Source organism: Streptomyces sp. NPDC001513, from assembly GCF_042894695.1.
GTDB lineage: Bacteria > Actinomycetota > Actinomycetes > Streptomycetales > Streptomycetaceae > Streptomyces.
The window spans coordinates 23,310-35,754 of sequence record NZ_JBIAVU010000026.1; the positions used below are offsets into that span (position 1 = coordinate 23,310).

A 12,445-nucleotide genomic window follows, 5' to 3' on the forward strand; every position below is an offset into this window, starting at 1 on the left:
GCGAGCGCGGGGCGACCGGCCCGATTCAGCCTCGCCGGCGTTTGAGCAGGGGGCACCTCCCAGCGGTAGCTGGGGGAGGGTCCGGGCAGCGCCCGGTGCCCGGCGGAGCCGGGTTTCCTGGGGCTCCGCCCCAGACCCCGCTCCTCAAACGCCGGAGGGGCTGGATGGGGAGCCGGCGAGGCTGCGAGGGGCTGGGCCGAGGCGACGGCGGTCATGAGGCCTCCGCGCGGTCCGCGGCCATGCCGGCGGCGTCGAGGAGGGCGGTGCCGACGATGAGGTCGGCGCCGCCGAACTCGGGGTCGTCGAGCTGCGTGCCGTCGTCCACCGCGAAGAGCAGCCGCTCCTCCCCCTGCCGGTACGCCGTGCCGACGGCCGGGCTCGCCGCGTGCACGGCCAGCAGGGCCACCAGGTACGGCAGGTCCGGATCGCTGCGGCGGGCCTGCGCGAGGAGCCCGGACAGCCGTCGGGGTGCGTCGTGCGGGAGGTCCAGGAGCTCCTTCGCGGCGGCGAGCTGCTCCTCGCTGAAGCGGCTGTCGTCCGGGGTCGCGATGAGGTCCGGCTCCGGCATCTCCGCGCCGAGGTGCTCGCGCTCCACGGGCGGGGTGAGCAGGATCTCGACCAGGTCGGTCACCCGCACCGAGACGGGTGTGCGCAGCCCCGCGCCGGAGGCGAAGAAGGCGGCGGTCACCCGGCTCGCCTGTTCCAGGGGCAGCGGCAGGAGCGGGGCCACGAGCTGGCCGTACAGGTCGATGCCGGAGTGCGGCGCCGGGGCGGCGAAGGCCTGGCGGTCCTGCTCGGCGCGGAACAGCGGGCCCGCGTCCAGCAGCCGGGACTGGAGCTGGGTGTGCCGGCGGATGCAGTCCTTGACGATGTCGACGAGCTCGGCGGCGCGGCGCTTGCTCTCCGGCTCCTCGGCCTCGTCGCGCGCCTTGCGGATGTTGGTCAGGATCGCGTTCTCGTGGCGGTAGCGGTCGGCGACGTGGTCGAGGGCCTCGGCGATCATGTCGGGCACGGCCTGCAGCCAGTCCACCGCGCGGACGTTGCGCCGGGTCGCGTCCAGGGTGCGGCGCAGGGTCTCGGCGTACTGGACGGTCCGGTAGCGGGCCTGTTCGGCGGCCAGCTGGGCGTCCGCCAGCCGCCCGCGGCTGATCAGCACCTCCAGCTTGACCTCGGCGGCGATCTGGGCGCTGGTGACGTCGGTGTCGAGGGCTCCGACCAGGACGTTGACGGCTTCGTCGGTGGTGCGCAGGTAGACGACGCCGCCGTAGCCGGGGACCTCTTCGATCAGCTTGAAGTCGTAGTCGCGGCGGACGTAGACCCCGTCCGGGCCGAAGGTGCCGTAGATCGCGCGGAAGCCGCGGTCGACGCTGCCGACGTTGATCAGGTTCTCCAGCACCCAGCGGGCCACCCGCTCGTGCTCGGCCGCCGGGCGGGAGGGGGCCTGGGCCGCGACGCGCGGCAGCAGCCTGGCCACTATCTGTTCGTGGTCGGCGCCCGTGTCGAAGTCCATGTTGAGCGTGACCAGGTCGATCGCGGCCAGCGCGACCTCCGCCATCGCGTAGATCCCGTACTCGCCCGCCAGATTGGCCTTGCGTACGTCGAGGTCGTGCAGCGGGGCGGTGCAGGCGAGGGCGCGAAGCCGCCGGGCCAGGCCCTCGTCGGCGGCCGGGCCCGGCGCCGGGGACGGGAGGGTCTTCGCCGGGGCTGGGAGAGTCACGGACAAAGACTAGGCGCTGTTGCTGACAACATCCCAAACGGCATGGTTCGGCCGGATCGTCCCCGGCCTGACCGTCGGACGTCTGCTCTACGCTCGGCGCATGGATTCCATGATCGCATCCTCGTCGGTGGTCGACCTCAACGCCGACCTCGGCGAGGGATTCGGGCGCTGGACGCTCACCGACGACGAGGCCCTGCTCTCCGTCGTCACGAGCGCCAACGTGGCCTGCGGTTTCCACGCCGGCGACCCGTCCATCATGCGCCGGGTCTGCGAACTGGCCGCCGAGCGGGGCGTACGGATCGGCGCGCAGGTCTCCTACCGCGACCTGGCCGGCTTCGGACGGCGCGCGATGGACGTCCCGGCCGCCGAGCTGGCGGACGAGGTGGCCTACCAGATCGGCGCGCTGGAGGTGTTCGCGCGGGCGGCCGGCTCCCGGGTGTCGTACGTGAAACCGCACGGTGCGCTCTACAACCGGACCGTGCACGACGGCGACCAGGCCGCCGCCGTGGTCGCGGGCGTCCGGCTGGCCGCCGGGTCCGGTGCCACCGGGGGCCTGCCCGTCCTGGGCCTGCCCGGATCGCTCCTGCTCGCCGCCGCCGGCGAGGCCGGGCTGGCCGCCGTACCGGAGGCCTTCGCCGACCGCGCCTACACGCCCGCCGGGACGCTGGTGCCGCGCAGCGAGGCGGGAGCGGTGCTGCACGACCCGGACGCGGTGGTGGCGCGGGCCGTGCGGATGGCCGCCGAGCGGACGGTGGCGGCCGCCGACGGGTCGCCGGTCCCGGTGGCCGCGCGTTCGCTGTGCCTGCACGGGGACACCCCGGGGGCGGCGGTGCTCGCCCGGCGGGTCCGGGAGGCGCTGGGCGCGGCCGGGGTCCGGGTGGAGGCCTTCGCGTGAGGACGCTCGTGGTGGGCGGTGAGGCGCTGCTGATCGAGCTGGACTCGGCGGCGGAGGTGGCCGCGCTCCACGCCGAGCTGTTGCGCCGCCGGGACGCGGGCGGGCTGGGCCCCGTACGGGACCTCGTACCGGCGGCGCGGACGGTGCTGCTGGACGGGGTGCGGGACCCGGCCGCGCTGGGGGCCCGGATCGCCCGGTGGGAGGTGCCAGCGCTCGCGGAGGCGGAGGGTCCGCTGGTCACCGTCCCGGTGCGGTACGACGGCCCGGACCTGGCGGAGGTGGCCCGGCGGTGGGGGGTGCCCCCGCGGGAGGTGCCCGGGATCGTGGGCCGCACCGGCTTCCGGGTGGCGTTCTGCGGGTTCGCCCCCGGCTTCGGCTACCTGACGGGGCTCCCGGAACGCTTCCACCTGCCCCGTCGGGACACGCCCCGTACGGCCGTCCCCGCGGGCTCGCTGGCGCTGGCCGGCGAGTACGCGGGGGTGTACCCGCGCTCCTCCCCCGGCGGCTGGCAGCTGATCGGCTCCACGGACGCGGTCGTGTGGGACCCGGAGCGGGAACCGGCGGCGCTGTTCGCGCCGGGCGTCCGGGTGCGGTTCACGGAGGCGGGCCGTGACTGAGCTGCTGGTGGTGCGGCCGGGCGCGCTGACCACGGTCCAGGACCGGGGGCGCCCCGGGTACGCGCACCTGGGCGTGCCCCGCTCGGGAGCGCTGGACACGGCGGCGTACGCGCTGGCCAACCGGCTGCTCGGCAACCCGCCGGACGCGGCGGCGCTGGAGACGACCCTGGACGGGACGGGGCTGCGGGCGCTCGCCCCGACGGTCGTGGCGGTCACGGGCGCGCCCTGTTCCGTACGGGTCTCCGGTCGCCCGGCGGCCTGGGGAGCGGCGGTCCGGCTGCCGGCCGGGGCGGAGCTGGAGGTGGGCCCGGCGGAGTCGGGGCTGCGCGGCTACGTCGCGGTGCGGGGAGGCCTGGCCGTCCCGCCGGTCCTCGGCAGTCGTTCGGCGGACCTGCTGTCGGGCCTGGGGCCGCCCGTCCTGTCGGCCGGGATGCGGCTGCCGGTGGGCCCGGCCGGGCCGGATCCGGTGCCCTGGGCGGACGTCTGCGGCCTGCCCGGGCCGCCTGCGGAACTGCTGCTGCCGCTGCGCCCGGGGCCGCGCGCGGACTGGTTCGCGCCGGCTTCGCTGGCCGGGCTGTGGCGTGCGGAGTTCCGGGTGTCGGCGAGGTCCAACCGGATCGGCCTGCGCACGGAGGCGGGCCCGCCGCTGGTCCGCGCCCGGTCCGGGGAACTGCCGAGCGAGGGCATGGTGCTGGGCGCGGTCCAGGTCCCGCCGGACGGCCTGCCGGTGGTGTTCCTGGCCGACCACCCGGTGACGGGCGGCTATCCGGTGGTCGGCGTGGTCCCGCCGGGCCCGGCCCTGGACGCGGCGGCGCAGGCCCGGCCGGGGACTCCCGTGCGCTTCCTCCGGTCCCGGTGAAACGTTTTCGGGGGCTCCGGCCAAGTACGGAGTGAGGGGGCCGACCGGGCCCCCGGCGCAGGGGAGGAACCAGGGTGCGAAGCCCAGGACGACAGAAGACCGGGCCACCGGATCTCACGACGCACGAGGGATTCGGCGCGTTCTACGAGGAGCACATCGACGCCGTGCTCGGCTTCGTCACCCGCCGGGTCGCCGACCCGCACCTGGCGGCGGACCTGACGGCGGACATCTTCCTCGCGGCGATGGGCTCGGCTTCCGGATATCGGCCCAACAGGGGGGCGCCGATCGCCTGGTTGTTCGGGATAGCCCGCAACGTCCTGTCGGGGCACGCCCGCGGGCTCGCCCGCGAGAGCGGCGCCCTGGCGCGGCTGAGCGGCCGCCGCCTCCTCGAGGACGAGGACGTCGCGGCCCTGGAGGAACGGATCGACGCCCAGCGGGCCTTCAGGGCCCTGGCGGAGCGTCACGCCGCCCTTTCCGAGCCGCTGCGCGCGGCCCTCGACCTCGTGGTGGTCGACGAACTCACCCCGGCCGAGGCCGCCCAGGCCCTCGGCGTCACCCAGGCGACCGTCCGCGTCCGCCTCCACCGGGCCCGCCGCGCGCTGCGCGGGACCGGGCCCGCAGCCGGCACCGAAACGCAGTTGGAGGCAGCCCGATGAGCACCAGGCCCAGCGGGTTCGAGGACCGGCTCAAGGCGGCGCTGCTGGCCCGCCTCCCGGAGGAGGCCCCGGCCCCGGCTCCCGCCCGTTCCTTCGCCCGCCGCTACGGCATCCCGCTCGCGGTGGGTATCGCCACGGCCGCGGTCGTCGCGGTGATGACCCTGGCCGGGGACAGCGGCGGCAACGGCTCGCTGCCCTCGGTCGGTCCCACCGGCTCGCCGAGCCCTTCGGCCACGGACGCGCCCGAGATCAAGAAGGACCCGGACGGCTCGCTCCGGTTCAAGCTGCCCGAGCAGCGGCAGGTCCCGGCCCTCGCTGCCCGGCTGAAGGAGCTGGGGGTGCAGGTCGCGCTGGTCCCGAAGCGGCCGCCGTCCCAGTGCGACTCCGAGCTCTACGGCGGGGTCCGGGGCTTCGATCCGATGGACGACCCCGAGGCCCGCATCGGGCAGCAGGGCGATGACGGGTTCTTCCTCAAGGTCAACGCGAAGACGGTCCCGCCGGGCTACGCGCTGGCGTTCGCGTGGGCGGAGCACTACCCGCTGGGCGATCGGGCGTTCAGCTTCAACGTGGTCGAGAAGGCCAGGGTCCCGTCCTGCACGATCGACAACTCGGAGGGCCTGGAGGAAGCACTGAAAGCGCGCACCGAGCCCCCGAAGGACCCCGGCAGGACCATCGAGATCCGCGCGCCCAGGCCCGCCGACCTGTCCGAGGTGGTCCGGAGCCTCCAGGAACAGGGGGTCAGCGTCGCGCTGACCGAGCTGAAGCCCCGGTCGGAGTGCACGCACCTGGGCGTCGGATACCGCCTTCGTATGGCCGACCCCGAGGCCGAATTGGCCTCGGGGCGGGAGAAGGACACGTTGAGGATCAACTCGAAGACGGTCCCTCCGGGGTACACGCTCGTCCTCACGAAGCCGACGAGCGCGTCGGACCCCGACGCCCCGGTCAGGTACGGCGTGAAGGAGACGTCCAAGGTCACGCCCTGCGAGATCGACCCCACGGCGGGCAGATAGGGCACAGGCCGGGTGAACGCCTGGCGGCAGGCCGAGCGCACGGATCGGCGGGGGTGTTCCCGGACCCCCGCCGCACCGCCCGCCACGTCGCCCCGGTGAGCCCTCGCCCCGGCCCCGTCAGGGCCGGGGCGTCCGTGCGCCCGCGACGAGGCGGGCGACGATCAGGTGGTGGAAGGGCTCGATGGCGCGGAAGTACAGGCGGCCGACCGGCTTGTTGAAGCGGACCACGGTGGTGCAGACGCCCTCCGTGCCCGCCGAGCCGGCCATCGGCCGCACGGCGAACGAGGCGCGGAAGTCCAGGTGTTTGTCGTCGTCCCCGCAGAGGACCTCGTCGTCGCCCACCGACAGCACCCGGAACGGGCCCACCTTCAGGCCCGGTTCGATCCGTGTGTCCCGCGCCGGGCGCTCCCGCTCCTGTACGTGGAGTCCGAAGGGCGCGACGAGGCGGTCGCGCAGCGACATCAGCCGGCCGGTCCACCCGGGGCGTCCCGTGAAGACCAGCCGGGCGAACTCCACCGCGTCGGTGCCGGGCGGCAGTTCGACGGACACGGCGTCCACGTGGTCGAAGGACCCGAGGCTCGCTCGTGCCGCCTCGACCACGGGTACCGCGCGTCTGCGCACCGCCTTGCCCATCACGCGCCCCCTACACGGCCGACTCCGGGGCGATCCTGCTCCGGACGGCCGACTGTACGTCCTCTTCCTCGGCCGGATCCGTCGCCAGGCGGCGCAGCCGGGGTGCGACCCGGGCGTCGGCGGTCTCGGCGTGGTGGGCCGCCACCTCGCGGGTGGTCTCCTCGCAGTCCCAGAGGCATTCGACGGCGAAGCCCGCCGCGAAGGAGGAGTCCGTGCTGGCGAGGGCCCGCGCGGCCCGGCCGCGCAGGTGGGACGAGGCCGTCTCGCGGTAGATGTGGCGCAGCACGGGGGCGGCGCAGCCGATGGCGAGGCGGCCGGCGCCGTCCACGAGGGGGTAGAGGTGCCGGGTGTCGGGGCCCGAGCCGCGGACCGTGGAGCGCAGGGCGCCGAGGACCAGTTCCGCGTCCTCGGCTCCGCCGCGGGCGGCCAGGGTGGCCGCGGCGGCCGCGCCCAGGGCGTCGGGGCGGTGGATCCAGCGCCGGGCCCGTTCGACGGCCTCGGGGCCGCACATGCGTTCGTAGGCGGCCACGGCGGGTTCGTCGGCGGCGGCTTCGATGAGGTCCAGCACGGCGGGGTTGTCCGGCTCGGCGAGGACCAGATGGTGCAGGGCGGTGGCGCGGGCGGCCTCGCCGGAGGCTCCGGCGGCGGCCGCGAGGATCGCGGAGCGGTCCTCGGGCGCGGCGACCGCGGCCAGGCAGCGCGCGGCGGGCACGTGCAGCGGGGTGCCGCGGCGCAGGCCGTCGGCGGCCCAGTCGAAGACGGCCTGGACTCCCCAGCCGGGCCGGGGGCCGCTGGGGGTCAGCTGGCGCTGCCAGCGGTCGAAGGAGCCCTGCTGGCGGGCGGCGCGCAGGCGCTCGCCGTGCTGCGGGGTCTCCTCCCACAGGCACCACGGCCGGGGCTCGTAGGCATCGCGGACGGCGGCGGCCAGCCGCGCCTCGCCCTCCGCCGTGGCGGGGAATCTCGCAAGGATCGGCGCGGCCAGGGACCGCAGGCCTTCGTCGTCGTCGCGCAGGGCGAGTTCGTCGAGGGCCCAGGCCCAGTTCGCCCCGGAGGCGGCGTACCGGCGCAGCAGCATGAGCGCGTCGTCGCGGCCGTACGAGGCCAGGTGGCCCAGGACGGACAGGGCGAGGCCGGTCCGGTGGTCCTCTTCGTCGACGAGGTCGTCGGCGCTGAAGAGGTGGTGCTCGATCTCGCCCAGCGGACCGTTGAGGTCGAGGTAGAGCCGGGCGTAGTACAAGGAGCGGTTCTCGACCTGCCAGTCCTGGCGCGGATCGCGGAGCACGCACTGGTTGAGGGCCTCGAGGGCCTCCGCCCTGGGTGCCGCGAGTGCGTGCAGCGTGCCGTCGCCACGGCCGCGCTGGAGGAGCCCGAGCAGGGTACCGCTCGGTGCTATGACTGGTTCGAACATGGGAATGGCCTCATATCAAGCTGGGGACGCAACCGGGAATCGGGATTCACAAGGCCGCGTAACAGCATGTGAGGACGTCCGCCGTCATGTTCCGCTCGATGTAGACCATTGCCTTCTCACTCTCGTCAGTTCTTCGTGATCATGGTGGCCGGCTCGGGTCGGGACACCCTTCGTGTCCCACCCGTTCCGGCCCGCCCCCCGTGCTCGCGAATCGAATCCGACGCCATGATGGCCCAGCCGGTTTGTGCACCGCGACCACATTTACGGCCGCCGTGACCAATCTGTGAGGTCGGGAACCGGCCGGGCCCGGCCAGATCCGAGGCAAAAACGGACTACTCAGCTCCGAAAAGTTCCAGCAGGTCGGCCTTGGCGAACATGCGCGCGGTGTCCACGGCGGAGGGAGTTCCGGCCGTCGGATCGGCCCCGCCGGCGAGCAGGGCGCGGATGACGGCCTCCTCGCCCTTGAAGACCGCCCCGGCGAGCGGGGTCTGGCCGCGGTCGTTGGCGCGGTCGGCCTCGGCGCCCCGGGCCAGCAGGGCCGACACGGCGTCGGCGTGGCCGTGGTAGGCGGCGAGCATGACGAGGGTGTCGCCGCGGTCGTTGGTGAGGTTCGCCGGGACCCCGGCGTCGAGGTAGGCGGTGAGCGTCTCGGTCTCACCCTGACGGGCGAGGTCGAAGATCTTGGTGGCCAGTTCGATGACGTCCTCGTCGGGGACGTCCTGGGAACCGGCGCCTTCCGCGGCGTGCTCGCTCATCGTTCGTTACCGCCTTTCACTCGTTGCTGACATGGTCCGCCCCGCAGCCCCGTCCCCAGGACGGGCGGGCAGGGGGGTGCACGGCACTGCGTCCGTACGGGTGAATCGCCAGAGTAGCGCCCTGGCCTGCACATGTCCGGGTCGGGCCGAGGCAAGGATCACCCTCGCCCCCCGGTGCGCCGGACGCGCCAGCCGGGCTGAGCCGGTCAAGTGAAAAACTCGCGGATTCACCCGTATGCACCTTTTGTCGCATTGATACTTCCTGTGAGCCTGGAAGAACTGATGGTGACTGTCCCCACCAACCAGGAGAACTCCTCATGGTCCTGTCCATCTCAGGCGTGGTCCTGCTCGGCATCATCTGCTTCCTCTTCTTCAAGAAGGACGGGATGAAGCTGACGCACGCGTTCGTCTGCGCGCTCTTCGGCTTCTTCCTCGCCGGCTCCGCCATCGCCCCGAGCATCACGGCGAGCACGGCGAGCCTCGCGAGCCTGCTCGGCGGGATCAAGCTCTAGCCCGGCCATCGCGCAGCACCACCAGCAGCACCCGAAGCACCCGTCACACCCACAACTCCAGGAGACGCCCGTGGCCCGGCGCCCACTTCCCCGCATCCTCAGCAGCGGCACCGCGTCGCTGTCCCGGGGCCGCGACCTCGCTCGCACGGCCGCCGACACCGCCACGGACGTCCTCCATCCGCTCCTCACCATCGGACGCGGCCTGCGCGTCCTGGCCTCGGCCGGGCGCCGCAGATGGTCCGAGACCCCCAAGGACAAGCGTGGTCCCGCGCTGTTCCTGGGAGCCGCCTGCGTCCTCGTGGTCGCGCTCGTCCCCTACGGTCCGCTCCTCGCCCTGATCACCCTCATGGCGGCCGCGGCCTGGCAGGGACGCGACCGCACCCCGGTGAAGACCGGGCCCAGCGATGCCGAGACCGAACGGCTCGGTTCCCTCTACGAAGCCCTCGTGCCGTACTTCTCCATCCCGGAGGACCCGAACCCCCTCTTCGCCCACGGCGGGGACTGGGACAAGGCCTTCAGCGGCTACGAGTTCGACGAGGCGGGCCGCATCACCCGGCTCCACATCCGCTACCCGGCCTACTTCACCGATGGCGAGGCCGCCTCACGGGCCCGGATCGAGGCACTGCTGCACGCCAAGTCCGGGCGCGGACGGGAGTATCTCTTCGACTGGGACGAGGAGGGCAACCAGCTCGACCTGAGCGTGCTGGCGGCGCTGCCGACGGGCATCGCCGCCCAGCCGTTCGTCACCTCGCCCGGCGAGACCGTGCTCGGCTTCACCGACGCGGGCGGCGTGCAGCGCACCCTGCCCGTCCTGGAGGGCGACGAGCCCCGCGACGTGCCGCCGGTGATCTGGCGCACCGGGTCCCGCTCCACCGAGCCCCACCTGCTGGCCGTCGGCCAGCCCGGCAGCGGCACCTCCACCCTGATCCGCTCCCTCGCCCTGCAGGCCCTGCGGCACGGCGGCGACGTGCTGATCGTCGACGGCGGCGGCAGCGGCGAGTACGCCTGCCTCTCGGGCCGCGCCGGCGTCCTCGCCGTGGAATGCGGGCCGATCGGGGCGCAGGCCACCCTGGAGTGGGCCGCGCAGGAGACCGAGCGGCGGCTCATCGCCAGCCACCGGGCCCGGGAGTCCGGCCGGCCGGCGCCCGAGGACACCCGGCGCCCGCTGTGGATCCTGCTGGACCAGCCGAGCGTGCTGGCCCACCTCGCGATCGCCGAAGGGGGCCCCGACCCGCTGGCCCAGTTGCAGGTGCCGCTGCGGCACGGGCGGCCCGCGCACGTCACGGTGGTGGTGGCCGAGCACTTCGACCACCTGGAACTGCTGAACGACTCCGTCTGGCAGCACACCCGCGCCCGGATCGTCCTCGGGCCCGCCGGGATCCAGCAGATCGCCGACGTGCTGGGGCTGCCGCCGCACACCACCCCGACGGCCCAGGTGCCGCCCGGCCGCGGGTACGCCCGGCTCGGCACGGGTCCGGTGCACCGGCTGCAGGTGCCCGCCACCCCGGACCCGTACGACGAGGCCACGCACCCGGCGTACCGACAGGCCGTCCTGGAGCTGCTGCCGGGTCGGCTCGCGCCCGGCGGGGGCGGCGGACGGGACCACGGCACGCCGGACAAGCCGCTCCACGGGCACCCGCCGGCACAGGGCTCGGCCCTGGGCGCCCCGGAGATCCCGGCCGAGGCCCCCTAGGCCGGTCCCGCCTGGTCCGGGCGCGCGCCGGGGCCGGCGGGTTACGCCACGAACGTGCGCGGCGGTTCCGCGCCGCTGCTGCCGGCGCCCGTGCCGACCAGCCGGGCCGCCGCCGCGAGCCGGGAGGCGGCTTCCTCCGCCACCGGCCCGCCCACGGTGAACGGCAGCCGGACATAGCCCTCGAAGGCCCCGTCCACGCCGAACCGCGGCCCCGAGGGGACCCGTACGCCGACCCGCTCCCCCACCTCAGCCAGCCGGGACCCGGACAGGCCGCCCGCGCGGGCCCACAGGGTGAGCCCGCCCTGCGGAACCTCGAACTCCCACTCCGGCAGCTCCCGGCGGACCGCCGCGACCAGCGAATCGCGGTTCTCCCGGGCCTGGTCGCGGCGGATCCCGACGGCCTCCCGCCAGCCCCCGGTGCGCATCAGCCAGTTCACCGCGAGCTGTTCCAGCACGGGCGTGCCCAGGTCGGCGTAGGCGCGGGCGGCGACCAGGCTGCGGATCACGTCGGGGGCGGCGCGGACCCAGCCGATCCGCATGCCCGCCCAGAAGGCCTTGCTGGCGGAGCCCACGGTGATGACCGTGCTGCCGGCGGGGTCGAAGGAGCAGACCGGGCGGGGCATCTCCAGCTCCGGGTCCAGCTGCAGTTCCACCATGGTCTCGTCGGCGACGAGGACGGTGCCGGCCGAGCGGGCGGCCGCCACCATGGCGCGGCGCTGCTCGTCGGAGGCCAGGGCCCCGGTGGGGTTGTGGAAGTCGGCCACGACATAGGCGAGGCGGGGGGCCGAGTCGCGCAGCACCTGCCGCCAGACGTCCATGTCCCAGCCGGCCAGCCCGTCCGCCATGGCGACGGGCACCAGGCGCACCCCGGCGGCGCGCATGAGCTGGAGGATGTTGGCGTAGGACGGCGACTCGACGGCGATCCGCTCCCCGCGCCCGGCGAAGAGGCTGCAGATGGCGTCGATCGCGCCCATCGCGCCGGTGGTGACCATGATCTGCTCGGGCATGGTGGGAATGCCCTGCTCGGTGTAGCGCTCGGCGAGCATCCGGCGCAGCGCGGGCAGGCCGGCCGGGTAGTCGCCGTGGGTGTGCGCGTACGGGGGCAGCTCCTCCAGTGCGCCCTGGACGGCCTTGGTGAGCCAGGGCTCGGGGGCGGGGAGGGCGGCGCAGCCGAGGTCGATCATCGAACCGAGTGACTCGGGCGGCAACGGTTCCAGGCCGCGCGCGGGCAGCGGGTTCCCGGCCGGTACGGAGGTCCAGCTGCCGGCGCCCCGGCGGGACTCCAGGAACCCCTCCCCGCGCAGGGCCTCGTACGCGGCGGCGACGGTGGTGCGGCTGAGGGAGAGGGCGACGGCCAGCTCCCGCTCGGCGGGGAGCCGGGCGGCGACCGGGACGCGGCCTTCGAGGACGAGGAGCCGGATGCCGTCCGCGAGGGTGCGGTACGCGGGCAGTTTGCGGGCGCCGGGGACCGCGGGGCGCTCCTGCTGCGAGGTGATGAGGCGGGCGAGCTGGGCGGCGCCGACCGCCGAGGTCCATTCGGCCATTGCGTCCGGTCCACCTTCGTCGGATTGGCCTCTACGGCGGGTGCCGGAAGCCGGGATTGGATTGATGCCTGCGGGCCCAGACTGTCACGCGCCAGTCCACTTGCACCAGGGGCCGCCACACGGAGGGGGTCGGACGGGGCCGGATC

Annotated in this window: 12 protein-coding genes; 7 read left to right on the forward strand and 5 right to left on the reverse strand. The window is 74.6% G+C overall.

Annotated elements, in window-relative coordinates; all coding sequences use genetic code 11:
• Positions 1–211: 211 nt before the first annotated feature.
• The gene (locus ACFYZ4_RS38875; protein ID WP_390786222.1) at positions 212–1,717 is read right to left on the reverse strand and encodes a hypothetical protein; all 1,506 of its coding nucleotides are present in this window, start codon (positions 1,715–1,717) and stop codon (positions 212–214) included.
• A gap of 127 nt (positions 1,718–1,844) precedes the next feature.
• Between ACFYZ4_RS38875 and ACFYZ4_RS38880 the strand changes: the two genes are divergently transcribed.
• The 5 genes from ACFYZ4_RS38880 (at position 1,845) to ACFYZ4_RS38900 (ending at position 5,754) form a co-directional block, all read left to right on the forward strand.
• Positions 1,845–2,612 carry a LamB/YcsF family protein gene (locus tag ACFYZ4_RS38880; protein WP_390786240.1) on the forward strand — a complete coding sequence of 256 codons (768 nt, stop codon included), beginning with the start codon at positions 1,845–1,847 and terminating at the stop codon, positions 2,610–2,612.
• Positions 2,609–3,229: an allophanate hydrolase subunit 1 gene (locus ACFYZ4_RS38885; protein ID WP_390786223.1), complete on the forward strand. Its 621-nt coding sequence runs from the start codon at positions 2,609–2,611 to the stop codon at positions 3,227–3,229. Before ACFYZ4_RS38880 ends, ACFYZ4_RS38885 begins: the two co-directional genes overlap by 4 nt.
• The gene (locus tag ACFYZ4_RS38890) at positions 3,222–4,088 is read left to right on the forward strand and encodes a biotin-dependent carboxyltransferase family protein (RefSeq protein WP_384351923.1); all 867 of its coding nucleotides are present in this window, start codon (positions 3,222–3,224) and stop codon (positions 4,086–4,088) included. The genes ACFYZ4_RS38885 and ACFYZ4_RS38890 overlap by 8 nt, the downstream gene beginning before the upstream one ends.
• Before the next feature lie 74 nt (positions 4,089–4,162).
• On the forward strand, positions 4,163–4,744 hold the full coding sequence (locus ACFYZ4_RS38895; RefSeq protein ID WP_351302043.1) for a sigma-70 family RNA polymerase sigma factor: 582 nt from the start codon (positions 4,163–4,165) through the stop codon (positions 4,742–4,744).
• The gene (locus ACFYZ4_RS38900) at positions 4,741–5,754 is read left to right on the forward strand and encodes a hypothetical protein (RefSeq protein ID WP_390786224.1); all 1,014 of its coding nucleotides are present in this window, start codon (positions 4,741–4,743) and stop codon (positions 5,752–5,754) included. Before ACFYZ4_RS38895 ends, ACFYZ4_RS38900 begins: the two co-directional genes overlap by 4 nt.
• 117 nt (positions 5,755–5,871) lie before the next feature.
• On the opposite strand, the gene ACFYZ4_RS38905 is transcribed toward ACFYZ4_RS38900, so the two are convergent.
• From ACFYZ4_RS38905 to ACFYZ4_RS38915, 3 genes are all read right to left on the reverse strand, one after another.
• Positions 5,872–6,387, reverse strand: coding sequence for a DUF2867 domain-containing protein (locus ACFYZ4_RS38905; protein ID WP_390786225.1), 516 nt, complete (start codon positions 6,385–6,387; stop codon positions 5,872–5,874).
• Between the two features lie 10 nt (positions 6,388–6,397).
• Entirely contained in the window at positions 6,398–7,795 is a 1,398-nt protein-coding gene (locus tag ACFYZ4_RS38910; protein ID WP_351302034.1) for a HEAT repeat domain-containing protein, read from the reverse strand.
• Between the two features lie 332 nt (positions 7,796–8,127).
• Complete coding sequence (locus ACFYZ4_RS38915; RefSeq protein WP_362812437.1) at positions 8,128–8,550, reverse strand: ankyrin repeat domain-containing protein; 423 nt, start codon at positions 8,548–8,550, stop codon at positions 8,128–8,130.
• 317 nt (positions 8,551–8,867) lie between these two features.
• Between ACFYZ4_RS38915 and ACFYZ4_RS38920 the strand changes: the two genes are divergently transcribed.
• Together ACFYZ4_RS38920 and ACFYZ4_RS38925 are read left to right on the forward strand one after the other, a co-directional pair.
• Positions 8,868–9,062, forward strand: coding sequence for a hypothetical protein (locus tag ACFYZ4_RS38920; protein ID WP_007262923.1), 195 nt, complete (start codon positions 8,868–8,870; stop codon positions 9,060–9,062).
• Positions 9,063–9,132: 70 nt separating this feature from the next.
• On the forward strand, positions 9,133–10,755 hold the full coding sequence (locus ACFYZ4_RS38925; RefSeq protein ID WP_390786226.1) for a hypothetical protein: 1,623 nt from the start codon (positions 9,133–9,135) through the stop codon (positions 10,753–10,755).
• 41 nt (positions 10,756–10,796) lie between these two features.
• Here ACFYZ4_RS38925 and ACFYZ4_RS38930 read toward each other — a convergent pair whose 3' ends face one another.
• The gene (locus tag ACFYZ4_RS38930) at positions 10,797–12,299 is read right to left on the reverse strand and encodes a PLP-dependent aminotransferase family protein (RefSeq protein WP_390786227.1); all 1,503 of its coding nucleotides are present in this window, start codon (positions 12,297–12,299) and stop codon (positions 10,797–10,799) included.
• Positions 12,300–12,445 lie beyond the last annotated feature (146 nt).

Excerpts from the sequence above, each read along its gene's own strand:
- ACFYZ4_RS38930 (WP_390786227.1), bottom strand. The coding sequence starts at position 12,299 with ATGGCCGAATGGACCTCGGCGGTCGGCGCCGCCCAGCTCGCCCGCCTC.
- ACFYZ4_RS38920 (WP_007262923.1), top strand. The coding sequence starts at position 8,868 with ATGGTCCTGTCCATCTCAGGCGTGGTCCTGCTCGGCATCATCTGCTTC.
- ACFYZ4_RS38915 (WP_362812437.1), bottom strand. The coding sequence starts at position 8,550 with ATGAGCGAGCACGCCGCGGAAGGCGCCGGTTCCCAGGACGTCCCCGAC.
- ACFYZ4_RS38900 (WP_390786224.1), top strand. The coding sequence starts at position 4,741 with ATGAGCACCAGGCCCAGCGGGTTCGAGGACCGGCTCAAGGCGGCGCTG.
- ACFYZ4_RS38905 (WP_390786225.1), bottom strand. The coding sequence starts at position 6,387 with ATGGGCAAGGCGGTGCGCAGACGCGCGGTACCCGTGGTCGAGGCGGCA.
- ACFYZ4_RS38910 (WP_351302034.1), bottom strand. The coding sequence starts at position 7,795 with ATGTTCGAACCAGTCATAGCACCGAGCGGTACCCTGCTCGGGCTCCTC.